The organism is Roseibium sp. AS2, assembly GCF_038900065.1.
Lineage (GTDB): Bacteria > Pseudomonadota > Alphaproteobacteria > Rhizobiales > Stappiaceae > Roseibium.
In genome coordinates, this window is the sequence record NZ_JBBMQN010000001.1 from 259654 (window position 1) to 284097 (window position 24444).

At 62.7% G+C, this 24444-nt stretch carries 22 protein-coding genes; 13 read left to right on the top strand and 9 right to left on the bottom strand.

What is annotated here, in order from left to right; all coding sequences use genetic code 11:
- Window positions 1-48: 48 nt before the first annotated feature.
- Window positions 49-1554, bottom strand: coding sequence for a glycosyltransferase family 39 protein (locus WNZ15_RS01210; protein ID WP_342891105.1), 1506 nt, complete (start codon window positions 1552-1554; stop codon window positions 49-51).
- A 4-nt stretch (window positions 1555-1558) separates the two neighbouring features.
- Window positions 1559-2728: a glycosyltransferase family 2 protein gene (locus WNZ15_RS01215; RefSeq protein WP_342891106.1), complete on the bottom strand. Its 1170-nt coding sequence runs from the start codon at window positions 2726-2728 to the stop codon at window positions 1559-1561.
- A gap of 412 nt (window positions 2729-3140) precedes the next feature.
- On the opposite strand from WNZ15_RS01215, the gene WNZ15_RS01220 reads away from it, so the two are divergent.
- The 5 genes from WNZ15_RS01220 (at window position 3141) to WNZ15_RS01240 (ending at window position 8157) form a co-directional block, all read left to right on the top strand.
- Window positions 3141-3419: a GIY-YIG nuclease family protein gene (locus tag WNZ15_RS01220; protein ID WP_342891837.1), complete on the top strand. Its 279-nt coding sequence runs from the start codon at window positions 3141-3143 to the stop codon at window positions 3417-3419.
- Between the two features lie 308 nt (window positions 3420-3727).
- Entirely contained in the window at window positions 3728-5194 is a 1467-nt protein-coding gene (gene hisS / locus WNZ15_RS01225) for a histidine--tRNA ligase (protein ID WP_342891107.1), read from the top strand.
- A 3-nt stretch (window positions 5195-5197) separates the two neighbouring features.
- Entirely contained in the window at window positions 5198-6349 is a 1152-nt protein-coding gene (locus tag WNZ15_RS01230) for an ATP phosphoribosyltransferase regulatory subunit (RefSeq protein WP_342891108.1), read from the top strand.
- A complete protein-coding gene (gene hisG / locus WNZ15_RS01235; protein ID WP_342891838.1) occupies window positions 6343-7314 on the top strand; it encodes an ATP phosphoribosyltransferase in 972 nt (323 codons plus the stop codon). Before WNZ15_RS01230 ends, hisG begins: the two co-directional genes overlap by 7 nt.
- 156 nt (window positions 7315-7470) lie before the next feature.
- Entirely contained in the window at window positions 7471-8157 is a 687-nt protein-coding gene (locus WNZ15_RS01240) for a hypothetical protein (protein WP_342891109.1), read from the top strand.
- Between the two features lie 53 nt (window positions 8158-8210).
- Here WNZ15_RS01240 and WNZ15_RS01245 read toward each other — a convergent pair whose 3' ends face one another.
- Together WNZ15_RS01245 and WNZ15_RS01250 are read right to left on the bottom strand one after the other, a co-directional pair.
- On the bottom strand, window positions 8211-8891 hold the full coding sequence (locus tag WNZ15_RS01245) for a DNA-3-methyladenine glycosylase I (RefSeq protein ID WP_342891110.1): 681 nt from the start codon (window positions 8889-8891) through the stop codon (window positions 8211-8213).
- A 144-nt stretch (window positions 8892-9035) separates the two neighbouring features.
- On the bottom strand, window positions 9036-9740 hold the full coding sequence (locus tag WNZ15_RS01250) for a protein phosphatase CheZ (protein ID WP_342891111.1): 705 nt from the start codon (window positions 9738-9740) through the stop codon (window positions 9036-9038).
- 160 nt (window positions 9741-9900) lie between these two features.
- Here WNZ15_RS01250 and WNZ15_RS01255 point away from each other — a divergent pair, with 160 nt between their 5' ends.
- The 3 genes from WNZ15_RS01255 (at window position 9901) to clcA (ending at window position 13423) form a co-directional block, all read left to right on the top strand.
- A complete protein-coding gene (locus WNZ15_RS01255; RefSeq protein WP_342891112.1) occupies window positions 9901-10767 on the top strand; it encodes a DUF2927 domain-containing protein in 867 nt (288 codons plus the stop codon).
- Between the two features lie 208 nt (window positions 10768-10975).
- Complete coding sequence (locus WNZ15_RS01260) at window positions 10976-11821, top strand: L,D-transpeptidase (protein WP_342891113.1); 846 nt, start codon at window positions 10976-10978, stop codon at window positions 11819-11821.
- Window positions 11822-12067: 246 nt separating this feature from the next.
- Complete coding sequence (gene clcA / locus WNZ15_RS01265; RefSeq protein WP_342891114.1) at window positions 12068-13423, top strand: H(+)/Cl(-) exchange transporter ClcA; 1356 nt, start codon at window positions 12068-12070, stop codon at window positions 13421-13423.
- Window positions 13424-13445: 22 nt separating this feature from the next.
- Here clcA and glcF read toward each other — a convergent pair whose 3' ends face one another.
- The 4 genes from glcF to WNZ15_RS01285 all read right to left on the bottom strand — a co-directional run bounded on the left by glcF (window position 13446) and on the right by WNZ15_RS01285 (window position 18124).
- Window positions 13446-14783 (bottom strand): glycolate oxidase subunit GlcF, encoded by a 1338-nt coding sequence (gene glcF / locus WNZ15_RS01270; RefSeq protein WP_342891115.1) that lies wholly within the window; start codon window positions 14781-14783, stop codon window positions 13446-13448.
- Window positions 14784-14984: 201 nt separating this feature from the next.
- Window positions 14985-15344 (bottom strand): DUF4870 domain-containing protein, encoded by a 360-nt coding sequence (locus WNZ15_RS01275; RefSeq protein WP_342891116.1) that lies wholly within the window; start codon window positions 15342-15344, stop codon window positions 14985-14987.
- A gap of 44 nt (window positions 15345-15388) precedes the next feature.
- Window positions 15389-16615 (bottom strand): glycolate oxidase subunit GlcE, encoded by a 1227-nt coding sequence (gene glcE / locus WNZ15_RS01280; protein ID WP_342891117.1) that lies wholly within the window; start codon window positions 16613-16615, stop codon window positions 15389-15391.
- A 12-nt stretch (window positions 16616-16627) separates the two neighbouring features.
- Window positions 16628-18124, bottom strand: coding sequence for an FAD-linked oxidase C-terminal domain-containing protein (locus WNZ15_RS01285; protein ID WP_342891118.1), 1497 nt, complete (start codon window positions 18122-18124; stop codon window positions 16628-16630).
- 165 nt (window positions 18125-18289) lie between these two features.
- Between WNZ15_RS01285 and WNZ15_RS01290 the strand changes: the two genes are divergently transcribed.
- Together WNZ15_RS01290 and WNZ15_RS01295 are read left to right on the top strand one after the other, a co-directional pair.
- Window positions 18290-19234: a LysR family transcriptional regulator gene (locus WNZ15_RS01290; RefSeq protein ID WP_342891119.1), complete on the top strand. Its 945-nt coding sequence runs from the start codon at window positions 18290-18292 to the stop codon at window positions 19232-19234.
- A 183-nt stretch (window positions 19235-19417) separates the two neighbouring features.
- Window positions 19418-19813, top strand: coding sequence for a cytochrome c family protein (locus tag WNZ15_RS01295; protein WP_342891120.1), 396 nt, complete (start codon window positions 19418-19420; stop codon window positions 19811-19813).
- A gap of 131 nt (window positions 19814-19944) precedes the next feature.
- On the opposite strand, the gene WNZ15_RS01300 is transcribed toward WNZ15_RS01295, so the two are convergent.
- Window positions 19945-21213: a DUF3422 domain-containing protein gene (locus tag WNZ15_RS01300; RefSeq protein WP_342891121.1), complete on the bottom strand. Its 1269-nt coding sequence runs from the start codon at window positions 21211-21213 to the stop codon at window positions 19945-19947.
- A gap of 218 nt (window positions 21214-21431) precedes the next feature.
- Between WNZ15_RS01300 and WNZ15_RS01305 the strand changes: the two genes are divergently transcribed.
- The 3 genes from WNZ15_RS01305 to WNZ15_RS01315 all read left to right on the top strand — a co-directional run bounded on the left by WNZ15_RS01305 (window position 21432) and on the right by WNZ15_RS01315 (window position 24433).
- A complete protein-coding gene (locus tag WNZ15_RS01305) occupies window positions 21432-22208 on the top strand; it encodes a FadR/GntR family transcriptional regulator (protein WP_342891122.1) in 777 nt (258 codons plus the stop codon).
- A gap of 18 nt (window positions 22209-22226) precedes the next feature.
- Window positions 22227-23363, top strand: coding sequence for an alpha-hydroxy acid oxidase (locus WNZ15_RS01310; protein WP_342891123.1), 1137 nt, complete (start codon window positions 22227-22229; stop codon window positions 23361-23363).
- 152 nt (window positions 23364-23515) lie between these two features.
- Entirely contained in the window at window positions 23516-24433 is a 918-nt protein-coding gene (locus WNZ15_RS01315; protein ID WP_342891124.1) for a DMT family transporter, read from the top strand.
- Window positions 24434-24444: the final 11 nt, after the last annotated feature.

The window sequence follows — 24444 nt, forward strand, 5'->3', positions numbered from 1 at the left end:
GAAGCTTTGCAAGCCGGTTGTTGGCAGCGAACGGTGTCTTTTTCCGGTTTATCTTCCCGGAAGCGCTTCGAAAACCGGTCCGATCCGGTCCCGGACCTTGTAGACCACAAGGGTTTCCAGCGGCATATCATCGACCTTGCGTGTCAGGTCTGCGAGTTTCTCGACAAAGGCGAAGGCCTGCTCCAGCCGACCGGCATTGTCGCGGCGTTTTTCGGCAACATAGAGCCCCGGCCCGTCGAACGGAGCCGGGTCCGGGTCACCCTGCATGATGTAGCGGATGCGCTCGGTAACCTGGGCCACCGGCACTGTGTCTTTCAGCAGAAAATCGAGCTGGCCGTTGAGGCCGTAGCTAGTGGTTGCGACGAAGGTGGCGCCCTCGCGCTCCGCGATTGCCGCCACCTGCCGGCCGATTTCAGGCCAGCCGCGCAACTGGAAGGTCGGGTCCTTGCGGGCCAGGCTGCCCGTGAGCGGCGCGACCGCATGGGTTTGCACCAGAACGGCAATCACAAGCCCGAGGACGACGCCGGCCCGGGCCAGCCCCTGCCAGAGCCTTTGTCCGGGCTGCAGACCGGCAACGAACACCGCCGCCATCATCGCGAAAGCCGGAAACAGGGGGGCCGGCCAGTTGGCCTGAACCCGGGCGTGGAGCGAATGATAAAGCAGGTACACAAGAAACGGCAGCACCGTCAGGACAAGAAGCGAGGCCGCCGTGTCGCGCGCCTTCAGCCCTTTTGCCAGCAGCACGGCACCAGCGACGGCCAGCACCGCGATCAGCGGGTTCAGCAGGCCGATCAGACCGCCCAGAAACTCGAAGATGTATCTGGCGGTGAAACCGCCGCCGCCCGCACGGCCGAACTGCTTGTAGAAGCTGACCCAGTCGTGGAGGTGGTTCCAGTACAGCACCGGAGAAAAGCACAGCACTGCGATCAGACCGCCGGCCCAAAGCTGCCAGGATTGAAGCCAGCGGCGCGCCGGCGGCACCCACAGCAGCCACAGGACGATGCCGGCTCCCAGAAACAGGACGGAGTATTTGGCAAGCAGGCCAAACCCCGCCATCAGTCCGACGACGAGCCACCAGTTGGCGTTCTTCGAGGCTGACAGCTCGGCGAGCGCCCACAGGCTCAGCCCCCAGAACAGCACGGAAGGCGCATCGGGCGTGGCCAGAATGCCGCCAATGCCGACCAGAAGACTTGCATTGAGGAACAGCACCGCCCAGCCGGCCGCCTGTCGGTCGAACAGCAGGCTTGTCGTGCGCCAGAGCGCCAGAGACCCGATCACACCGGAGGCCACCACAAGCGCGCGCACGGCAAACACCGTATCGCCGAACAGGGCCTGGCCGGCGCCGATCCACCAGCCGATCATCGGCGGATGATCATAGTAGCTCAGGGCCGGAGACAGACCCCAGAGCCGGTAATAGGCCTCGTCCTCGACGAAATGGCTGTTCGCGGCGACAAAAACCTTCAGCGCTGTCAGCAGTCCGACCAGCAGGGTCAGTCCGGCCGGGCGCAGGAAGAACGGCAGTTCGTCTCGCTGGGCGGTCGTCACATCGCCCACCGGCCTAGGACTTCCGCCAGGTGAGGGCCGAGCTTGCCGCGTAGTTCCAGACGGCGCCCATGATCGCGCCCGCCGTGCCGGCAATCCACCAGTAGGCCGGATCGGCATAGATCAGGTTGGCGACACCGACATTGGCCAGCACGCCGACCGAACAGACCGCGTAGAATGTCAGCATGCCAACGACCGCTCCCATGCCGGTCAGGCGCCGGTCACGATAGGTGAGCTGGTTGTTCAGGAAGAAATTCGAGGTCATGGCGACGAACGAGGCCGCCGTCTGGGCCATGTTGAACTCCAGGCCACCGAGCAGGAACATACGCAGCGCGATCAGGTGCACCACCAGACCGCTTGCTCCGACCAGCCCGAACATGAGGAAGCGCACGGAGACGATGTCGCCGAAGTATTTCGCCAGAAGCAGGCCGAAATAGTCGAGTGTCACCAGCGTATCGAGCTTGCTCTCGCCATGCTGGCGTTCGCGGAAGGTGAAAGGCAGTTCCTTGATTTTCAAGGCGCCGTCGGCACTCGACACGAGGTCGAGGAGGATCTTGAAGCCCTGCGGCGACAGTTTCGGCGCCAGCGCCTCGGCCTTGTCGCGCCGGACCATGAAAAAGCCGCTCATGGGATCCTGAAGAGTGACGTTCAGAAGCTTCTGCGCAAGGCCGTTGGCGATATTCGATCCGAAGGCGCGCACCCGGGACAGCCCCTCGCCGACCGTGCCGCCGTCGACCTTGCGGCTGGCAACCACCAGATCCGCGTCGCCGGCCCTCAGTTCCGCCAGCATCTTCGGCAGCAGGGTCTCGTCATGCTGCAGATCGGCGTCCATCACCGCCACGAACGGCGCGGAGGAGGCCAGAATGCCCTCGACGCAGGCGCCGGAAAGACCACGGCGGCCGATACGGCGGATGACGCGGACACGTCCGTCGGATCGGGCAATGGTGCGGGCGACTTCGGTGCTGCCGTCCGGGGAATTGTCGTCGACGACGATCGCCTCCCAGGCAATCCCGGCCAGGGCCTCGTCCAGGAGACCGATCAGGATCGGGATGTTGGCCGCCTCGTTGAAACTGGGCAGGATAACGCTCAGCTCCGCGGTGGTGGCCGCCCGGGCCGCCCGTGCCGCCCGTGCCGATTGGCTGCCATCGCCGGAGTTCTCGTCCGCCACGCGCACCGCACTGTCCATTATTCACCCTTTTTCGCCGGCTCTGCCCGCATTTGGCGCGGACCATAGCCTGCCGGAGATTAAATTCAAGAAAAGACCGGGCCCTTTTAAGCCGAACCGTGGCGCAAGCAAGGCGGTGCAGATGTTTTGTTGTTTCTTACGCTTCCAAGCGATGTCACCCCGGACGCAGCGTAGCGCAGATCCGGGGCCCACTCGCGGTGCAGCTTGCCGCAGCCGGTCTGATTGTGTCGTGACTACGCTGCCCATACCCACCGCTCTGGAAACGAGCAGGCCCCGGCTCTCCCTGCGGTCGGCCGGGGTGAGATCATGGGGAGACGAAAATCAACTCAACCATGTTTTGCCTCCCCCTGCTTTACATCCACGCATTCAGCTATAAGTTGTGCTTGAGCGCACACGCATTGCAAGCTGCCAGATGCCTTACTTCGTCTATATCCTTGCCAGCCGGATGAACGGTACGCTCTATGTCGGGGTCACCAATGATCTCGGCCGGCGGATGGAAGAGCACCGCAACGGAACCGCCACAGGCTTCACAAGAGAGCATTCCGTTCACAGACTTGTCCATGCCGAGAGTTTCGATCAGGTCGACGAGGCGATCGCGATGGAAAAGAGGCTGAAAAAGTGGCGCAGGGCTTGGAAGGTGCAGCTCATTGAACGGGAGAATCCGGACTGGAAAGACCTCCTGGCGCCATGACTCCCGATGTCACCCCGGACGCAGCGAAGCGGAGATCCGGGGCCTACTCGCGGTGCGACTTGCCAAAGCCTGTTTGATTGTGCTGCGACCGCCTTGCCCGTTCCGAAACCTCTGGAAACGAGTGGGCCCCGGCTCTCCCTGTGGTCGGCCGGGGTGACATCGACATAGTGGCGTCCCCTCCCCACCCCCTGCTCCACCTTGCCCTTGCGGTCCGTTTCGTCTAGGACAGCGGCACTATCGGACTGCCGGACGCCAAGGGTTTTCAAGCTTGTCACCGGCGGCGCACTCGCCAGGACAAAAAAGACCTCATGGCCAAGAAACCGAACAAACTGAAGGCACGCCTGCCGCGCGGCTTCGTCGACCGCTCGGCCGCGGATATCCGCGCCACCGACGAGATGCTGGGCAGGATCCGCGGCGTCTACGAGCGCTACGGTTTCGACCCGGTCGAAACGCCGGCGTTCGAATATACCGATTGCCTCGGCAAGTTCCTTCCGGACACCGACCGGCCAAATGCCGGTGTGTTCTCGGTGCAGGACGACGACGAACAGTGGATGAGCCTGCGCTACGACCTCACCGCGCCGCTCGCACGTCATGTGTCGGAGAACATCAACGAGATCCAGCTCCCCTACCGCACCTACCGGGCCGGCTGGGTGTTCCGCAATGAAAAGCCAGGCCCTGGCCGGTTCCGTCAGTTCATGCAGTTCGACGCCGACACGGTCGGCGCGCCGGGCGTCCAGGCGGACGCCGAAATGTGCATGATGATGGCCGACACCATGGAAGCCCTCGGCATTGCGCGCGGGCAATATGTGATCCGGGTCAACAACCGCAAGGTTCTGGACGGCGTGCTGGACGCGATCGGCCTTGGCGGCGAGGACCAGGCCGAACAGCGGCTGACTGTTCTCAGAGCCATCGACAAGCTGGACAAGTTCGGCATCGAGGGTGTGCGCCTGCTTCTGGGCGAAGGCCGCAAGGACGACAGCGGCGATTTCACCAAGGGAGCGGGACTGGAAGCAACTGCGATCGAAAATATTGTGGCCTTCGTTTCGGGGACCGGCACTTCGGAAAATGAAGGCGTCTCCGAGTTGAACACCATGGCTTCGATCTTCGCATCCTGCGGCTACGGTGACGACCGCATCAAGATCGATCCTTCCGTCGTCCGCGGCCTGGAATATTACACCGGTCCCGTCTACGAAGCCGAACTCCTGTTCGACGTCACCAACGAGAAGGGCGAAGTGGTCCAGTTCGGTTCCGTCGGTGGCGGCGGGCGCTATGACGGGCTGGTCAAGCGCTTCACCGGCCGCGATGTTCCGGCCACCGGCTTTTCCATCGGTGTCTCGCGGCTGATGTCCGCGTTGAAGAACCTCGGCAAGCTGGACACATCCGATGTGACTGCACCGGTTCTGGTCACGGTCATGGACGGCGATGTGGCCGCCCTCGGACGCTACCAGAAGATGGCGCAGGACCTGCGCGAAGCCGGCATCCGCGCGGAGATGTACCAGGGCAACTGGAAGAAATTCGGCAACCAGCTCAAATACGCCGACCGGCGCGGCTGTCCGATTGCGATCATCCAGGGATCGGACGAGCGCGACGCGGGCGAGATCCAGGTCAAGGACCTGATCGAGGGCAAGCGGTTGTCGGAAGAGATCACCGACAACGTCACCTGGCGCGAAAGCCGGCCGGCGCAGGTCACCGTCAAGGAAACCGACCTTTTGAAAACCGTCACCGACATCCTGAACGGCCATGCCGAGGATCGCAAACGGGCGAATGAGGGCTGAGCGATGACGGCAGCACGGAAACAAGCGCTGGACCCGGCGAAGATCGACGCGGTTCTGGAGTTGTTCAAGGCCGAAGGCCATACACCTGTCAGCCCGCCGATCCTGCAGCCGGCGGATGTCTTTCTGGACCTGACCGGCGAGGATATCCGCCGCCGTCTCTACCTGACCAGCGGCACGGACGGCGTCGACCTGTGCCTCAGGCCCGACTTCACCATTCCGGTCTGCCGGCATCATCTGGCACAGCACGGCGCGACACTTCCGGCGGCCTATTGCTACAATGGGCCGGTGTTCCGCCAGCGCCCGGACGGGCTGGGCGAAATTCCACAGCTCGGTGCCGAAAGCCTCGGGCGTGCGGACACCGCAGAGGCCGATGCAGATCTCCTGGCGTTGTCGGTCAGGGCGCTGGACACTTTCGGGCTTGGTGACAACCGGATCCGCATCGGCGACGAGACGCTGTTCGCCGCGGTCCTGGAAGGCCTCGACCTGCCGACCGTCTGGCGCAGGCGGCTGCGCGATCTGTTCGGCGAGACCGACCGGCTGAATGCCGCCATCGGCCGCATGGCCGGAAGCGCTGCCGCAGACGACGAGCGCCGCGACGTCCGTCTCGGATTCCTGTCCGCTCTGGAAGGCACCGATCCGGAAGCTGCCCATGCGGTGGTCGAGGATCTTCTGTCGATCGCCGGCATCTCCGCTGTCGGAGGCCGCACACCGAGCGAGATCGCCGACCGCTTCCTGGAGCAGGCGGCGCTGGCCAGCGGCGCGCGCGGACACGACAGGGCCGCCGAGACCCTGACAGCCTATCTGTCGCTTCAGGCCGACGGTGCCAACGCCGCCGATGCGCTGCGCGATTTTGCCGGCACCTTCAACCTGGGCCTGGACACGCCTCTGGCCGCCTTCGAACAGCGGCTCGCTGCCGTCGAGGCCAGGGGCATCGCCCCGTCCCGGCTGTCCTTTTCCGCCGATTTCGGACGCCGTCTCGATTATTATTCCGGTTTCGTGTTCGAGATTCACGCCGCCAATGGCACCCAGGAAGGACCGCTGGTCGGCGGCGGACGTTACGACAAGCTGGTCACCCTGCTGGGCGCCGGGGAAGACGTGCCGGCCATCGGCTTTTCCATGTGGCTCGACCGCATTGCCGCGAGTGTTGCATCATGAGCAAACTGATCATCGCCATTCCCTCTAAGGGCCGCCTGCAGGAAAACACCCAGGGTTTTTTCGGACGCGCCGGCCTGAAGGTGCTGCAGCCTGGCGGCGCGCGCAATTACCGGGGCTCCATCAAGGGCCTGAACGACGTCGAGATCGCGTTTCTGTCGGCCTCGGAAATCGCCCGGTCGCTTGCCGAGGGCGCAGTTCATTTCGGCGTTACCGGGCTCGATCTGGTGCACGAGAACATCACCGCTCCCGAGACCAGCGTGCACATCGTGACGCCGCTGGGGTTCGGCTCGGCGGATGTGGTCGTTGCCGTGCCCAAGGCGTGGATCGACGTTGAAACGATGGCGGATCTGTCCGATGTCGCCTCCGATTTCCGCAACCGCCACGGCCGCCGTCTGCGTGTCGCGACCAAATATGTGACCCTCACCCGCGCGTTCTTCGCCGCGAACGGCATCGCCGACTACCGGATCGTTGAAAGCGCGGGCGCCACGGAAGGCGCGCCGGCCGCCGGCTCCGCCGAACTGATTGTCGACATCACCACCACCGGCTCGACGCTTGCCGCCAACAACCTGAAGATTCTCACCGACGGCGTCATGCTGAAAAGCCAGGCCAACTTGGTGGCGTCCCTGAGTGCCGACTGGTCCGACACTGCTCTAGCCGCTGCCAGAGCGATCCTCGACAGGGTCGCGGCCGAAGAAGCCGCGCGCAATGTGAAGCTGGTCAAGGCCGTTGTCGACGACCGCACGCAGGCGCTCAGATCCGTCAGCCAGATCGGCGCCGTTCAGCGCTTCTCCGACAGCGACGACAGCCATCATGTCAGCATTCTGTGCCCCCGCGACACCGTTGCCGACTGCGCCCAGCTGCTGATCGAGGCCGGCGCGGAAACAGTCACCGTCGAAACGCTGGACTACGTCTTTTCCCGTGAAAACAGATTGTTCGCACCGTTGAAGGACAAGGTTGGCGGATAATCCGGGCCACAGGGCTGACCGACGGTGAGAAGTCCGCACAGGACCTGATTTCTGACGTCTTGAAACCCTTTAAAATTGTAATTCGCCTCACTACCCCCTAAAAACACCAAGGCTCGCGCGCGCGCTTCAGCTCGTTTTCGACAGGGGGACATTTCCATGAACATTCGATTTTTTCTGATTATTCTGCTCGCTGGTCTGGCACTCTCCGGCTGCCGGTTCCTGACGGCGAATGAAAAGAATTTCACTTCAAAGATTTATTCCGGCCAACTCAACGCGAACAAGGTTCAAGTCTATTCACTCGCCCACTCGCGCCAGAATACGAACGACAAACTCATGGGCACGCTTGAAGCGGAGTATCGAACCGACAAAGCGGTCAAGAGCTACGGCCTCGACAAATCCCAGCTCCTTACAAGAGCGGCGGCGTCCCTTCGCGACAAGCCGGAAGCACTGGTAATAAAAAACAATATCTATTACAAATCAGACGCTTACAAAGCCGATCTTGCCGCGGGCTTTCCGACCAACGTCTTCGTGGACGACCTGGAGTTGCTGGGGCACGAGATCATGCATGTGTGGCAGTACCAGAACAGGGACCGCACCGGATACACGTTGCTCGCTGTTGCACTGGAACATATTCGCTACAGTAAACCCTACGACTACCACATTGTTCCGGGAAAGAAATTTCTGGACTACCGCTTTGAACAACAGGGTAAAATCGTGCAGGATTATGTGCGTTACTCCTTTATAAATCCTGGTTCTGCCGAACTGCAGGCCCTGCGCAAATTGCTGTCTCAGGAATTCGATCTCAAATCGTTCAACGAAACCCTGCTGGCCTCTGCAGGATAGATCCGGCGGGTTCCGCCGGACAGGCGCGGGATGCCCACATCAGGGCCAGCCGATCAGGTCCTGACCGGCCTCGTGAAGTCCGCCCGCGCCTGCTCGATCGCGTCCCGGCAACAGCAGCCTTCCAGATGGTCGTTGACCATGCCCATGGACTGCATGAAGGCATAAACCGTGGTCGGGCCGACGAAGCTCCAGCCGCGTTTCTTGAGGTCCTTCGACAGCGCGGTGCTTTCGTCCGTCTTGCCGAGGGTTCTCGCGGTGGCGAAGTCGATTCTGGCCGGCCGGTTTTCCGGTTTTGGCTCGAACGACCAGACGTAGGCCGCGAACGATCCGAATTCCGCCCGCAACTCGATTGCCCGCCGGGCGTTGTTGATGGTCGATTTTATCTTCCCGCGGTGGCGGACAATGCCCGCGTCACCCAGGCAACGCTCCACGTCCGCTTCGGTGAAGGCGGCGAGCTTTTCGACCTCGAAATTTGCGAAAGCCGCACGGAAAGCGTCCCGTTTGCGCAGGATCGTCAGCCAGGAGAGACCCGACTGAAATCCCTCCAGGCAGATTTTCTCGAACAGGCGGCGGTCCTCGTCGACCGGCCAGCCCCATTCGGTGTCGTGATAAAGCAGGTAGTCTCCAAGGTTCGCATGCCACCAGCATCGTTCCTTGCCGTCGGGGCCCGTCAGCAAGCCGGTTTCCGGGTCGCGCTCCGCCTTCACGGTGCTGCCGGTGATCTTTTCCGTCATGGCCTGCCCCTTTATTCACTCTTTGTTCTCCCACTGGTAAAGGCGAACGGGGGCCGGTGCAAGGCCGCTGACGGCGCGGTGCCCCGATATGATACAAAAAACCCGGCACATGGCCGGGTTTTTCGTGACTGACGGGAAAAAGGGTCAGGCGAACAGGGCGTCGATGTCGTCCTGGCTCGCAACGTCGACATCGCTTTCCAGCGACGGGCCGTTGAGCAGGGCCGCATCGCCTTCCTTGGCCTTGCGCATCTCGGTCTCGATTTCCTTGAAGGTTTCGATGCCGCCCCAGATATCCATCATCTGCTCGATGCGGTCCTCGATGAAGCGCAGCGTTCCAACCACCTTGGTGATGCGCTGCCCGGTCAGATCCTGGAAGTTACAGGCTTCGAAAATCTGGACGACCTGGTCACGGATGTCGCCGGCGAGCTCGGATTCCTCCTTGCCAACCCGCGCGGACAGCGTATTGGCGGTCTCGTCGATGAACTCGGCGGCGGACAGGATGGTTTCCGTCGCCCCTTCCGTCCCCGACACCACTGCGTCCAGCTCGTTGGTCACGCGGGTCATATCCTCGCCCTCGGAGCCCGTGGTCTGGTGCAAGGTCGCGATTTCTTTCTTGGTCTGGGCAATCGCCTCGTAGATCGCGTCGAGTTCGACCTTCAATTTGGCGGCTTCCGACAACTCCTTTCGGAATTCGGACATGAACTGTTCGCTCATCGCCTGCGGATCGAGCGCCGCCTGCTGTTCCGCGCCACTGCCCACCAGGGATTTCAGACTGGCGATTTCAGCCAGAACTTCCTGATGCCGACGCTCTTCAGCAAGGACGGGGTCACGACTCGCCCCGGAATTCATTTTAATCAAGCTTTCCGCTCGGAAGGATCTTTTCACCGCGGCCATGCCTACTCCCGTCCATTGCCCCTGCAGGCTACCTTTAATCGTAATATTTCCCAGCTATAACAGTGGAAGTTTAAGGAATTGTTTTTCCGCCGGCGTGTCCTGCCGGGAGACAGATTTGGGCTTTGGTAACGGTTTCTTGGCTTTCCTCTCTGCGAACCATTGGTTATTCTTGCAATATAAAAGATCAACGCAACCGCCAGATGCATGCACAGGCCATATTCTCGGTGCTAATGTGGTCGCAATCGATGCTTTGGGCTATATGAAATTCATGCGTGGTTTTCTCGTTTTTCTACTTCTTCTATGCGGGGCGTCCGGGTCTCCCGCCGCAGCTTCGAGCGATTCGTTCACCACCGATGAGCTGCTGAGCGGCTTTGAGAAAACCGTTTTCGGCCTGGAATACCGCAGTTGGAGCTGGCGGCCCTATCTGGTCAAAAAATTCACCCGGCCCGTGCTGTTCCATGTGTACAGCCTGTCGTCACGTGACCGGACCCAAACCGTTCATCGTTTCATTCAGGAGATCGGCAACCGTGTTGGCGGCCTGAGCACGGCGGTCACCAACGATCCCGCAGCGGCCAATTTCGACGTCTATGTGGTCGACCGTGCGCAATACGAACAGGTGGTGAAGAAAAACATCTACAAGAACGACCGTGCCCGTGTTCCCGGCCGCTGCCTCGTGCGCGTCGTTTCCGGCCGCAAGGGCATCAAGCGTTCGGCCGCCGTGATCGTCTCGGACGAAGGCGAGTTCCTGTTCAAGCGCTGCCTGGTCGAGGAATTGCTGCAGGGTCTCGGCCCGATGAACGACGATGCAGACCTCATTCATTCCGTGTTCAACGATTCTTCGCGCCACAGCCGCTTCACCGTCTTCGACCAGATCATCATGAACATGCTTTATGATCCGCGGATCAAACCCGGCATGTCCCGCAAGCAGACACGGCAGATCCTGCCGCTCGTGGTCAGGGATGCCCGCTGGCGCGTGCGTTAACCAAGGAATCGCGGAAAACGCCGCAGAGTCAATCTCAATAGAAAAAATTAACCATAGACCTTGGCCAGCGACCGTATTTTATTAATCCTGTTCATAAACCAAACAATAACCATAAGAAAAGATTACCTGAATTCTCTAAGCAGAATTCACGTTTGACTGATTTCAGCACCTTATCATCCTTTCCATTCCGTAAACCGGCAGATTTGAGATGGCCTCAAGTCCGCTGAACGTTGTCGATGACAAGTTTAAAGGTGCTGCAATGCTGTTCTTGCGCCAGATTTCCGGCCAAATTTCCGGCCAATTTTCCGGCATGGCTCTCGGCCTCGCCGGTGCCCTGATCCTTTCCGCCGGTCTGAGTACCGCGCCGGCGAGTGCCGGTCAGGTGTCGCCGCCGCCGCTCGTTCTCAGCCCCAACCTGACCGAACCATGGTTGCTGCAATTGCAGCCGCGCGTCGAGCGCAGGTCGACGGCCCGGCGGTACCAGTTCAAGCAGCAACGGCAGCCAAAGGTCCGGCGTACCAACTGGTGGTCTCCCCGCCAGCAGCCGGTGCGCCAGCAACCTGTGCGCCGGCAGCCGCAACAGGCTCAGAAGCCGAGAACACGTCAGATCGCGCAGCAGTATCTGCCGACGGTCGTCGATTATGACGGTGGACAGAAGGCCGGCACGATCGTGATCGATACCAATGCCCGCTATCTCTATCTGGTCCAGAAGGACGGCACCGCCCGGCGCTACGGCGTCGGTGTCGGCAAGCCCGGCTTCGAATGGGCCGGAACCCACAAGGTCACCCGCAAGGCGGAATGGCCGGACTGGCGGCCGCCCGCAGAAATGCGTAAACGCCGCCCCGACCTGCCGGTCTTCATGGCCGGCGGCCCCGAGAACCCGCTCGGCGCGCGTGCGCTCTATCTCGGATCGACGCTCTACCGCATCCATGGTTCCAATCAGCCCTGGACCATCGGCCATGCGGTCTCCTCCGGCTGCATCCGCATGCGCAACGAGGACGTGACGGATCTGTACGAGCGGGTCGGTGTCGGAACCAGGGTCATCGTCCTCTGACACGGCCGGCCCGGCACTTCGGTGTCTGCCGGGAAAACGCGCGCTCTGCCAGCGCGTTTTCCCGCCCCCACGCGACGACCGGCCGGAGCGGGCACACAGGGTTCCTTCACCGGTTCCGTGTCACCCGGCCTCACATGCAAGCGCTTCGGCCTCACGGTGGAGGCCGTTTCGCGTGTGCCCTGCTGCGTCCCGGCGAATTGTTCCGACCAATCCGCCACCTACCTTGAAAAAAAGCCGGTTCATGGCATGACAGACCCCTTGAAATCACTCTCCTCCGGATCCGACGCCGCCTATTTTCTGAAGGCCGCGCTGGTCGGTCTGCTGGTCGGAGGCCTTGCAACGGGCTTCCACACCGGGCTGGAGTTTCTGTTCGGCCAGTATGCGGCGCTGCGGGCGTCGCTCGGCACCGGCCTTTTGCCCTATGTCGTGTCGATGGCGATATCGGCTGCCTGCGTCACCGGAGCGTTCCTGCTGGTTCAGCGGGTTGCCCCGGAAGCCGCGGGCAGCGGCATTCAGGAAATTGAAGGCGCAATGGAAGACAAGCGGCCGCTCAACTGGGTGCGGGTGCTGATCGCGAAGTTCTTCGGGGGTCTGCTTGCGCTCGGATCCGGTCTGGTGCTCGGCCGGGAGGGACCGACCATCCACATGGGAGCGATGACCGCAGAAGCGATTTCCAGATCGAACGGCGTGTCGCCCTCCGACCACAAGGGACTTCTGGCCGCAGGCGCAGCGGCCGGTCTGGCTGCCGCCTTCAACGCGCCGCTGGCCGCAATCCTGTTTATCGTCGAGGAAACCCGGCGCCAGTTTCCCTTCGGCTACCGGACCTATATGGCGGTCATCATCGCCTCCATCCTGAGCGCGGCGGTCACCGAGCAATTGACCCATATCGGCCCGCCGCTGCTTGTCGAGGTGTCTTATGTGCCGGTATGGAGCCTTGTTCTGCTGGGTCTTCTGGGCATCGTTCTCGGCGGTCTGGGCGTGTTCTTCAACTGGGCCCTGATAAAGGCCATGGATCTCTTCCAGAAGATCCCCGCAAGGCTGCGCCTGTTGCCCGCGCTCGCGATCGGCGGCGTCACCGGGGCGCTCCTGATCGCGTTTCCGGACGCGACCGGCGGCGGTGAAGACCTGGTCCATGGTCTGGTCACGTCCCAATACGGCGTGATGGTGCTGATCGCGCTGACGGTGCTGCGCTTCGGCGGCGTGCTGTTTTCCTATGCTTCAGGCGTCCCGGGCGGCATTTTCGCGCCGATGCTGTCCATCGCAACCTGCGCCGGGCTTGCATTCGGGGTGGCCACGACCAGCATCCTGCCCATGGATGACGATTTCCGGGCCGCCTGCGCGGTCGCCGCGATGGGGGGATTCTTCGCGGCATCCGTGAGGGCGCCGCTTGTCGGCGTCGTTCTGGTGATGGAACTGACAGGCGCCTATACGCTGATCATGCCGGTTCTCGTCACCTGCACGGCCGCCTCGCTGACCGCGCATCATCTTGGCGGCCGCCCGATCTACGAACAACTCCTGGAACGCACCTTGCGGCTTGCCGGGACCGCGCCCGACAAGGAGACCGACGTGACGCCGGTGCAACTCGGCACGCGGGACGGCTGACCCCGGAAGACAGCCGGCGCGGCTATTGCGCGGCTTCCATCGGCGCAGTCACCGGGTGCAGGCCTTCCGGACACGGGCCGCCATAGACCCAGTCCAGAAGTTCCACCGTGTGCAGGATCGGTATGTCGGTGCCAAGGCCGATCTGGGTCATGCAGCCGATGTTGCCGGTCGCGATGACGTCAGGCGCGGTCCTTTCGATGTTGGCGACTTTCCTGTCGCGCAGGCGGCGGGCAATCTCCGGCTGAAGAATGTTGTAGGTGCCTGCCGAACCGCAGCACAGATGCCCCTCGGGCACGTCCTTCACCCGGAAACCGGCCGCTGACAGGAGATCCTTCGGTTGCCGGGTGATCTTCTGGCCGTGCTGCATGGAACAGGCGGAATGATAGGCAACGGTGAGGTCGGGAGTGACGGCGGGAGCCCCCAGCTCGATACCGGTCAGGAACTCGGTGACGTCCTTTGCCAAGGCGGAAACGCGGCTGGCCTTTTCGGCATAGGCCGCATCCTCTTTCAGCATATAGCCGTAGTCCTTGATCGTGGTGCCGCAGCCGGATGCGGTGATCAGGATCGCGTCGAGGCCCTCCCCCTCCGCTTCCGCGGTCCAGGCATCGACATTGCGGCGGGCGTTTTCCAGGGCAGAGTCCTCGCGGCCCATATGATGGACCAGGGCCCCGCAGCAGACTTCGCCTTCCGGCAGTACTATCTCGTAGCCGGCACGGCGGAGAAGCCGGATGGTGGCGTCGTTGATGCCCGGGTTGAGGACCGGTTGGGCACAGCCGCCGAGCAGGGCGACACGGCCCTTGCGCACCGGCGCAGCGGCCTCGAACACGCCCGGCCCCTCGTGCATGCCGCGCCCGGGCGCCCTTGCGGGCGCGAGTTCAAGCATTGCCCCAAGCCTCGCCAGAGGCCCGCCCAGCGCCTTGAAGGCCCCGGCGAGCGGGCGGGCGAAAAACGCCCCGGTCAAGGCGAGCCGGAACCGGTTGGGATAGGGCAGCACGAAGGCCAGCAGCGCGCGCGTCACCCGGTCGGCAAGCGGTCTCTTGTAGGTCTTTTCAATGTGGGTGCGGGCGTGATCGACCAGATGCATGTAATGCACACCGGACGGACAGGTGGTCATGCAGGCCAGACAGGACAGACAGCGGTCGACATGCTTGACGACCTTCTCGTCGGCGGGACGATCGTTCTCCAGCATGTCCTTGATCAGGTAGATCCGCCCGCGCGGGCTGTCGAGTTCATCGCCGAGCAGGGTGAAGGTCGGGCAGGTCGCCGTGCAGAAGCCGCAATGCACGCATTTGCGCAGGATCTTTTCGGACTCCGCGACATGGCGGTCCTTGAGCTGCTCTGCGGTGAAGTTGGTCTGCATTCTGTCCGGCGCCCCTCAATTGCCCGCATTTCCTGCGGGCGTCTCCTTCCGAGTAACCCGGATCGTAGGGGCTGGCATTTCACCACACAAGGCGTCATTCCGGCACAAGAGCACCCTCACGGCGGAATGAATTCAGCTTTCGACACACAAGACCCGGCCGCGATCCCGCGGCCGGGTCTTGTGTCCGATCGTCAAGATCTATCAGAACAGCCAGGTCTGCGGATCCGGCACAGGCTCGCCGCGCGAGGCAAGCTGCAGCCCCTTGATGCAGCGGATGATCATCCAGATCAAAAGTGCGATCAGCAGGAAGATGCCGACGACCACGAAGGTCAGCAGAATGCCGACCAGGCTGCCCAGCAGCCCGATCCAGAATGTGCGGATCTGGAAGGTGTAATGTGTATCGACCCAGCCGCCGGCCTTGCCCCTGTTCAGATAGGCGAAGATGATGCCGATCAGCGACGTGAACCCTATCAGAATACTCAGGAGATAAAGAATGTAGACGAGGGTGACATTCTTGCCGCCGGGCTCAATATAGCCTGCCGCATCGGATTGTTGATCCATTTTGGTCTCCGCAAAAAATATCCACGTAAAATAGACTGATCAGACTACACGCCTGTGACCATTCGTCCAGGGTTTAGAATGCCCTTGGGGTCGAACTGTCCTTTCAGGCGCCGGGAAAGCGCTGCCAGAGCATCGGGCTGGGGCTGGAATATGGCGACGTTCGCGCGCACGGACGAGTCGGCGCGCACGAGGGTCGCATGGCCGCCCCCGGCCGCAGCAATCGCCATGCGGATTTCGCCGTCGTGCACCGCCCCGTCATTGCAGGACAACCAGACAAGACCGCCGCTCCAGTCATAAAACGCGCTCACATCGAACGCCGCCTTCAGGCGCGCCACCAGGCGCGGGCCGTCCGAAGGCGCCACGGACACGCGCCACACGGGGGTCCCGGAGCCGGCAAAGACCTTCACGTCCCGGATGTTGCGCCACAGTTCTTCGGATTGGGGCGCCTCCAGCCGGTCGGGCGTGCCGAAATCCCCGAGAAGCTTCTCCAGCGTCCTGAACCTGTAATCGACCGAGGTTTCGAACCCTTCCAGGCGCAGCAGGGTCCTGGCGGACGTGCCGCCAAGGCCACCAGGCAGATCACCGTTCGGGCCGAAGGGCAGGTCCGCGGGCAAGTGGGCGGCCCCGGACACTTCCGCCGATGATCCCATGGCCCGGCACAAGGCCTTGACGGCGTCCGCCTCGTTCAGTCCGCCAAGCAGGAAGGTCGCGGAGGTTTCCGGCTTCGGATTGACCTTGAGCGTGACCGTGGTCGCGACGGCCAGTGTGCCGAACGCCCCGCACAGCGCTCTCGGCAGATCGTATCCGGTGACGTTCTTGACCACCTTGCCGCCGGAATTGAAGATTTCGCCTCGGCCGGAAACGGCTTCCATCCCCAGAACGTGATCCCTCGCGGCGCCCGACTTGATGCGGCGCGGACCGGACAGATTGGCCGCCAGCACGCCGCCGATGGTTCCCCGGCCGGGTTCGCCGCCGAGCAGAGGGCCATAATCCATAGGCTCGAAGGACAGCTCCTGGCCGTTGTCGTCGACCAGCTTTTCGATCTCGGCGATCGGGGTCCCGGCCTTCACGGTCAGCACCAGTTCCGCCGGCTCGTAACTGTCGATGCCGGTGAGATCGGACAGGTCCAGGACATGGGCTGCCTGAACCGGACGGCCGAGCTTTCTCTTGGATCCGTGCCCGACGATTTCCAGAGGTTGTTCTTCGGCTGCCGCCCATTTGACCGCGTCTTCAACCTGCCGCGTTGCACGCGGCTTGAACGATGCATCCATTCGGAAATTTCCTCAAAAACGCGGGATGTCGGGAAAGGGCAACTGTCCCTTGTGGACATGCATCCTGCCGAGTTCGGCGCAGCGATGAAGCAGCGGGAAGACCTTGCCCGGATTGAGCAGATGCTTTTCATCGAAGGCGCATTTGACCCTTTGCTGCTGCTTCAGGTCGTCCTCGGTGAACATGTCCGTCATGAGGTCGCGTTTTTCGATGCCGACGCCATGCTCGCCTGTCAGCACGCCGCCGACCTCCACGCACAGCCGCAGGATATCCGCGCCGAAGGCCTCGGCCGCCTCCAGTTCCCCGGGCTTGTTGGCGTCGTAGAGGATCAGCGGATGCAGGTTGCCGTCACCGGCATGAAAGACATTGGCGACGCGGAGCCCGTGCTTTTCGCCCAGTTCGCGCATGCGGGCGAGCACCTTCGGCAATTCGCGGCGCGGAATCGTGCCGTCCATGCACAGGTAGTCGGGCGAGATCCGTCCGACCGCCGGAAAGGCCGCCTTGCGCCCGGCCCAGAAGGTCATGCGTTCCTCTTCGCTTTCCGAAACATGCACCTGACTGGCCTGGTTGGTCCTGGCGATTTCCTCCACATGGCCGATGAGATAATCGACCTCGCCTTCCGGACCGTCCAGCTCCACGATCAGGAGCGCCTCGACGTCCCGCGGATAGCCCGCATTGACGAAATCCTCGGCTGCGTGAATGGCAAGCCTGTCCATCATCTCCATGCCGCCGGGAATGATGCCGGCGGCAATGATGTCGGCCACGCAGCGGCCGCCGTCCTCGCTCGTCGGGAACCCTATCAGCAGGGCCCGCGCGGTTTCCGGTTTCTGCAGGATGCGCACGGTCACTTCCGTTACGACACCAAGCAGTCCTTCCGACCCCGTCATCAGCGCCAGCAGGTCGTACCCCTCGCTGTCGAGATGCTTGCCGCCTAGGCGGATGACCTCGCCGGTGATCAGCACCATCTCCAGGCCGAGCACATTGTTGGTGGTCAGCCCGTATTTGAGACTGTGCACACCGCCGGAATTTTCCGCGATGTTGCCGCCGATGGAACAGGCGATCTGGGAGGACGGGTCCGGGGCGTAGTAGAAGCCTTCGTGCTCGACTGCCCGCGTGATGCCCAGATTGGTGACACCCGGCTGGACGACCACGGCCCTGTTGTCGAAATCGATGTCCATGACCCGGTTGAATTTCATCATGGACAGGAGGATACCGTCTCCGAGCGGCAGCGCGCCGCCCGACAGCGAGGTGCCGGCGCCGCGCGGCACCACCTTGACATCGTTGTCGTGGCAATACCTGAGCACCTTCGACACCTGGTCGACGGTTTCCGGCAGGACAACGATCAACGGCAGCTGGCGATAGGCCGTCAGCGCGTCGGTTTCATAGACCCGCATTTCGCGTTCGTCGTGGATCACGCCCTCTCCCGGCACGATGGCCTGCAGCGCACTCAGGATTTCCTTGCGGCGCGCGATCACGGCCTGATCGGGCGCTGGCATCGCAATTGCGGTCACCGGGTCGACTCCTTCTGGTGTACAACATTGATCCGTCGGGGTAGGCCTGTCGTAACATGTGACGGCCAAAAAACGGTCCGGGTACAAGGTTCGCCAAAAGCCGGCGGTCCGCAAGCCCGGGCAAGGCAATCGGACAAGAATAATTGTCTTTCTGAGAGATTGAAAATGAGCAACCTGACCGACATGGAGATTTTCGCGCGCGTCGTGAGCGCCGGCAGCATGTCGGCGGCCGGACGTGAAATGAGCCTGTCGCCCGCGGTGGTTTCCAAACGCATCCGGCGGCTGGAGGAAAAACTCGGAACGCGCCTGTTGCAACGGACCACCCGCCAGATTGCCATGACCGAGGCCGGCCAGGGCTTCTATGGACGCGTCGTCGCCATCCTGGCGTCGGTGGAAGAGGCTGAAACCTTTGTCTCCCGTGGGTCCGCGAAGGCGCGCGGCAATCTGAAGGTGGCCGTACCCACCTCCTTCGGCCGTCTGCACATCGCCCCGCATCTGGGCAAGTTTCTGACCGAAAACCCCGACCTGTCGGTCAATCTCGATCTGTCGGATGATTTTGTCGACATCGTCGGTGACGGCTATGACCTGGCTATCCGGATCGCCGAACTCTCCGATTCAAGCATGGTTGCCCGTCGACTGGCGCCCGTTCACAGGGTGCTGTGCGCCAGCCGGGAATATATCGAAAGATGCGGCAAACCGGAGTCCATCGAGGATCTCGTCGCGCACCACGTAACCATCGCCGCCACGAATCAGGACCCCTGGCGCCTTGCGGGACCGAACGGCATCGAGACCGTGCGCACACAGTCGCCGGTCAAGACCAACTCCAACGAGGTGGTGCGCGAATGCGTGCTGGCGGGTATCGGCATCGCGCTCAGGTCCACCTGGGACGTCGGCCCGGACCTGCGCGACGGCAAGCTGCAGATCCTGCTGCCCCAGTACAGGGCTTCCAAGGATGTCGGCCTTTACGCTGTTTATCCGAGCCGCCAGTTCCTGCCGGCAAAGGTGCGCGTGTTCATCGACTTTCTCGCAAACCTTTACGGCTCATCGCCTTATTGGGATACCGGGCTGGAGGAATGGCTGCATCTTCCGAACACGGCCCGGGCGGGTTGACCTCGGCCGCGCGCGAGCCAGATAGGCTTTCAATGGGGCGCCGGACTTGCGAAACCGGCGATGCCTTGCCGGAAATGCGGGATCGTGCGGTGACGGTCTGCGACGCTGCGTCGCTTGCATCCGCGAGCCGGTTCCTGTTCAGTTCCAACGGGTTTGAACACACCCAATTCGAGGGAGAAACACATGCAGCGACTGCTGATGATCGCCGGAACCGCGCTTCTGGCCCTGACAGTTCAGGCAAGCGCCGAAGGCGACCCTGCAAAGGGCAAGAAGGTATTCAAGAAATGCGCCGCCTGCCACGCTGTCGGAGAGAAGGCCAAGAACAAGGTCGGCCCGCAGCTCAACGGCGTCGTCGGTCGGCCCTGGGGCCAGGTCGAGGATTACAAATATTCCAAGGCTCTGATTGAACTGGGCGACGGCAAGGTCTGGGACGTGGAAACGCTCGACGCCTATCTGCTGAAGCCGAAGGACGTCATCCCGAAGGGCAAGATGGCCTTTGCCGGCCTGCGCAAGGAAGCGGATCGTGAAAACGTGATCGCCTATCTGGCCCAGTTCAAGGAAGACGGCACGAGCGAATAGGCTCCTGCAGGAACCGCATCTGGAAAAGGCCGGGAGTTCCCGGCCTTTTCTATTTTGAAGCCCTTCGAACTGGCCATCCCGGATCCAGCCGCGCGGCGACCCGAACCTGATTGTCCGCAGACCCCAGCCGGTCAGTCCTCATCATGACGGTGACGGATCTTGCGCACTGTCCACCAGATCCCGAGGACGACGACAGGCACGGCCACACCGGTCATGATATTGGCATCGGGCACGTTCAGGCCCGCGCCCTTGGCCGCCTTGGCGAGGTAGGAAATCAGACCGACCACATAGTAGCTCACGGCCGCGACCGACAGCCCCTCGACGGTCTGCTGCAGCCTGAGCTGCAGGCGCGCGCGCCGGTTCATCGACTGCAGCAGGCTGCGGTTCTGCTCTTCCAGTTCGACATCCACACGGGTGCGCAGGAGCGTCGTCGCCCTGGCGAGCTTGCGCGACAGCATCGCCTGACGGTCCTCTATCGCCTGGCAGGTGCGCATCGCCGGCGCCAGCCGGCGTACCAGGAACGACGCCAGGGACAGTTCTCCGGGGGCTGCCTGTTCGCGCAAGGTCTGGAACCGGGCCGTGACGATCTCGGCATAGGCCCGGCTGGCACCGAAGCGGAACGTGCTGGCGGTCGCACCCGCCTCCAGCGCGGCGGCGAGCGCCATGAACTTGTCCAGAAGGCCCTGGTTGGCGCCCAGCGCGGAACTGTCCCGCATCTGGCCGGTCAGTTCGGCGAGCTCGATTTCGAAGCGGCGGATATCCGGCTGGAGCCTGGTTGCCTCGAACAGGCCCAGCATGGCCAGCGTGCGATAGGTCTCCACTTCCAGAAGACGCTGTACCACAGCGCCCATCTGGACATCCCCCAGGGACCGGTTGAAGACCAGAAACCGGGTGAGCCCGTCGCCATCCTGGTGAAAGTCGGTGGCCACCCGGGCGGCGCTGTCTTCCACATTGGAGACCGTCAGGCTGCCGCCGTCGAAGTGCCGCCGCCAGTCTTCCGACTCGCTCTCGTCCCGCACCTCCACCCGGACGGCGACCAGCAGGTCACCCGGCGCGCGAAATGCGGCCCCGAACGGATGCGAGCGCGGCAACTGTTCGAAGATGCCGCCCTGAACTGCCGGGCCGTCCCAGGAATAGGTGGTGAATTCGGCATGCTGTTCCCAGCTCAGCGTTCCGCCGCCGAAGGGGATCGTGTGATGGCGGGTGCCCGCGGCCGGTCCATGTCCCCCGCGCGAGATACAGAATTCCGTCAGCCAGGCTTCGTCGCTTGCCGCTTCGTCCGCATTGGTGAGAAAGGCGTAGAGCAGAACCGAGCGCGCACCGCTCATCGGCCGGAATGGTCGGGCATGAACTTCGCCCAGAACCCTCTCGCGCAACGGCGATGTTCTGAACTTGGGCAAGGACGACCCGTTTTCAGACCCCTGATCCAAAATGCCCCCCTCGGCATGAACACGCGTTCGTAGTGTGTCACCTTCCCCCAAAGGCATGGTGGAAGCCAACCCTCAATATTGTCACACCGCGCCTTTCACTCGGCTCCCGCCGTCAAAACTGGTTAAAAAATTTGACCAATTGCGCCTGTGACGCTAGCGTCCGCGCCAACACGAGGATACCAGAGCGCTTGTTCCAGCCTGTCGACCACCGGAAGACCGCCCTAGGGGCGGTCGAGCAGATCGAGGACCTGATCCTCAAGGGCGTGCTGCGTTCAGGCGACCGTCTGCCGGCGGAACGGGACCTTGCGGAGCAGATGGCCGTGTCCCGCCCGGTGCTGCGTGATGCCCTGAATATCCTGGAAAAGCGCCAACTGATAGAGACCCGGCGGGGCGGTGGAACCTTCGTCGCGGACCTGATCGGACCGATCTTTTCGGAAGCGATCATCCAGTTGATCGCGCGCCACCCGTCCGCGAGAAACGACTATTTCGAATTCCGGCGCGGCATCGAGGGGCAGGCAGCCGCTCTTGCCGCCGTGCGCGCTGCGCCTTCCGACCTTGGCCGGCTCGACGAAATAGTCGGCCAGATGCGCAAAGCCCACGATATCGGCGACCTTGCCATGGAAAGCCGTCTGGATGTGGCGTTCCACCATGCGGTCGGAGACGCCACCCATAACGTGGTGATGCTGCACACGCTGAGATCCTGTTACCGGCTGCTGGAGAACGGCGTCTTTTACGACAGGGGCCGGCTCTATTATCATCCGAGCGCCCGCATCGAGCTGTTGCGCCAGCATTGCACCATCGCCGATGCCATCCGGTCCGGTGACGCCGATCGCGCCAGACGCGCCTCGCAGGATCATATCGACTATGTACGCGGCACTCTTGCCGAAGCTGAAAATCTGGACCGGCGGGAACAGCTCGCCGGCCTCAGGCGCCCTGAAACGGAAAAATCCATCCATCGTTCCTGAGTCCCGGGAGGACATTCAATGACCCTTGTCACCGATGTTGCCGATATGCAGGCCCTGGCCCGTCGCCGGGTGCCCAAGATGTTCTACGATTATGCCGATACCGGATCGTGGACGCAGAGCACCTACCGGGAAAACGAGGCCGCCCTGCAACGCCAGAAGCTGCGCCAGCGCGTCGCCCGCAACATCGACAACCGCTCCATCAAGACGACCATGATCGGTCAGGACGTGGCCATGCCCGTCGCCCTTGCCCCGGTCGGACTGACCGGCATGCAACATGCCGATGGCGAGATTCTTGCCGCGCAGGCTGCGGAAGAATTCGGTGTTCCCTTCACGCTGTCCACCATGAGCATCTGCTCCATCGAGGACGTTGCCGAACACACCAAGTCGCCCTTCTGGTTCCAGCTCTACGTGATGCGCGACAGGGGCTTTTCCGAACGCCTGATGCAGCGCGCGGACGCCGCCGGCTGCTCGGCCCTCGTACTGACGCTCGATCTCCAGGTTCTCGGCCAGCGGCACCGGGACCTCAAGAACGGCCTGAGCGCGCCGCCCAAGCCAAAGCCGCTGGTGCTGGCCGACCTGGCCCTGAAACCCCGCTGGTGCTGGAACATGCTGAAGACCGGCCGCCGCCAGTTCGGCAACATTCACGGTCACGTTTCGGGCGTCGACGACATGAGTTCGCTGGCGGAATGGACCAACAGCCAGTTCGATCCCTCCCTGGACTGGTCTTCGGTCGAGTGGGTCAAGAAACACTGGGACCGCAAGCTGATCCTCAAGGGCATCAACGATGTCGAGGATGCAAAGATCGCCGCCGATATCGGAGCCGACGCCATCGTCGTCTCCAACCACGGCGGCCGCCAGCTCGACGGCGCCCTGGCCTCCTATGATGTTCTTGGAGACATCGTCGACGCGGTCGGCGACCGGATCGAGGTTCATTTCGACGGCGGCATCCGCTCCGGCCAGGACGTCTTCAGGGCCGTCGCCATGGGCGCCCGCAGCACCTATATCGGCCGCGCCTTCATCTATGGCCTCGGCGCCAGGGGAAAGGCCGGCGTGACCCAGGTGCTGGAGATCATGCGCAAGGAGCTGGACGTCACCATGGGCCTGTGTGGCGAGACCGACATCGGCAACGCGGGCCGGCACAACCTGGTGCTTTGACCCCTGCGGCCCGACCTCCTAGCGTTCCTTCGAACGCAGGAGGCCGGGCGCGGAAATATTCGCCTTCTTGATGAAAATATCACAAACAATCATTTGCGCTGAAGTGTCGGGCAGCTCACATTGTGGCCGGTTTCCCAACAATTCGGCCCGTCATGAGCACTGCCTCTCCTGCCCTTCGTCCCGTGTCCAACGGACTCAGCACCACGGATTACGGCCTTTATGCCGTCACCGTGATGGCCTGGGGATTCAGCTGGGTTGCCATGAAGGGCCAGGTCGCGACCGTCCCTGCCGAGGTGTCCGTGTTCTGGCGCTTTGTGCTGGCAGCGGCGATCATGATGGCCTGGGCGCGCTATCGCGGTCACGGTCTGTCCTTCGGATTTCGGGATCACCTGCGTTTCGCCGGACTGGGCGCCCTGATCTTCTCGACCAACTTCACGCTGTTCTATTACGGGGCGGCCTCCCTGCCCTCCGGCCTGCTGGCCGTGATCTTCTCCACCGCGTCGATCTTCAACCTGTTTCTGGGACTGGTGCTGTTCGGGCAAAGACCGAGCCTGATGGCGCTTGGCGCCGGCAGTCTCGGGTTCGCCGGCATCGGCCTGATGTTCCTGCCCAAGCTGACGGGTACGGAATTCAATTCCGGTGCCGCGCTCGGGCTGGCCTTCTGCGTCGGCGGAACACTGTCCTTCTGTCTGGGAAACATGCTGTCGGCCGACACCCAGCGGCGGGGCATCGGCGTGACCCCGGCAACGGCCTGGGGCATGGTCTACGGGATGATCTTTCTGGGGCTCTTTTCGGCCGTGCGCGGCCACAGCTTCGCGCCGGAATGGTCTCTCGGGTATCTGGGCGGCCTGACCTATCTGGCCGTCGTGGCCTCGGTCATCGCCTTCGCGTCCTACCTGACGCTGCTCGGACGCATCGGCTCGGCCCGGGCCGGCTACGCAACGGTGCTGTTTCCGGTGGTGGCGCTGACGGTATCGACCGTCTTCGAGGACTATCAGTGGACCCCGCTCGCCGCCGCGGGTCTGGTCTGCGTGCTGGGCGGCAACCTGATGATGCTGCGCGCCCGCTGAAACCCGGCAAT

What these genes read in the sequence shown, in the direction of transcription:
- glcE (WP_342891117.1), bottom strand. Translation starts at nt 16,615, where the DNA reads ATGGATGCATCGTTCAAGCCGCGTGCAACGCGGCAGGTTGAAGACGCG.
- WNZ15_RS01245 (WP_342891110.1), bottom strand. Translation starts at nt 8,891, where the DNA reads ATGACGGAAAAGATCACCGGCAGCACCGTGAAGGCGGAGCGCGACCCG.
- WNZ15_RS01260 (WP_342891113.1), top strand. Translation starts at nt 10,976, where the DNA reads ATGGCCTCAAGTCCGCTGAACGTTGTCGATGACAAGTTTAAAGGTGCT.
- WNZ15_RS01215 (WP_342891106.1), bottom strand. Translation starts at nt 2,728, where the DNA reads ATGGACAGTGCGGTGCGCGTGGCGGACGAGAACTCCGGCGATGGCAGC.
- WNZ15_RS01290 (WP_342891119.1), top strand. Translation starts at nt 18,290, where the DNA reads ATGAGCAACCTGACCGACATGGAGATTTTCGCGCGCGTCGTGAGCGCC.
- WNZ15_RS01295 (WP_342891120.1), top strand. Translation starts at nt 19,418, where the DNA reads ATGCAGCGACTGCTGATGATCGCCGGAACCGCGCTTCTGGCCCTGACA.
- hisS (WP_342891107.1), top strand. Translation starts at nt 3,728, where the DNA reads ATGGCCAAGAAACCGAACAAACTGAAGGCACGCCTGCCGCGCGGCTTC.
- WNZ15_RS01315 (WP_342891124.1), top strand. Translation starts at nt 23,516, where the DNA reads ATGAGCACTGCCTCTCCTGCCCTTCGTCCCGTGTCCAACGGACTCAGC.
- WNZ15_RS01220 (WP_342891837.1), top strand. Translation starts at nt 3,141, where the DNA reads ATGCCTTACTTCGTCTATATCCTTGCCAGCCGGATGAACGGTACGCTC.
- WNZ15_RS01310 (WP_342891123.1), top strand. Translation starts at nt 22,227, where the DNA reads ATGACCCTTGTCACCGATGTTGCCGATATGCAGGCCCTGGCCCGTCGC.
- clcA (WP_342891114.1), top strand. Translation starts at nt 12,068, where the DNA reads ATGACAGACCCCTTGAAATCACTCTCCTCCGGATCCGACGCCGCCTAT.
- WNZ15_RS01250 (WP_342891111.1), bottom strand. Translation starts at nt 9,740, where the DNA reads ATGAATTCCGGGGCGAGTCGTGACCCCGTCCTTGCTGAAGAGCGTCGG.
- WNZ15_RS01275 (WP_342891116.1), bottom strand. Translation starts at nt 15,344, where the DNA reads ATGGATCAACAATCCGATGCGGCAGGCTATATTGAGCCCGGCGGCAAG.
- WNZ15_RS01230 (WP_342891108.1), top strand. Translation starts at nt 5,198, where the DNA reads ATGACGGCAGCACGGAAACAAGCGCTGGACCCGGCGAAGATCGACGCG.
- glcF (WP_342891115.1), bottom strand. Translation starts at nt 14,783, where the DNA reads ATGCAGACCAACTTCACCGCAGAGCAGCTCAAGGACCGCCATGTCGCG.
- WNZ15_RS01240 (WP_342891109.1), top strand. Translation starts at nt 7,471, where the DNA reads ATGAACATTCGATTTTTTCTGATTATTCTGCTCGCTGGTCTGGCACTC.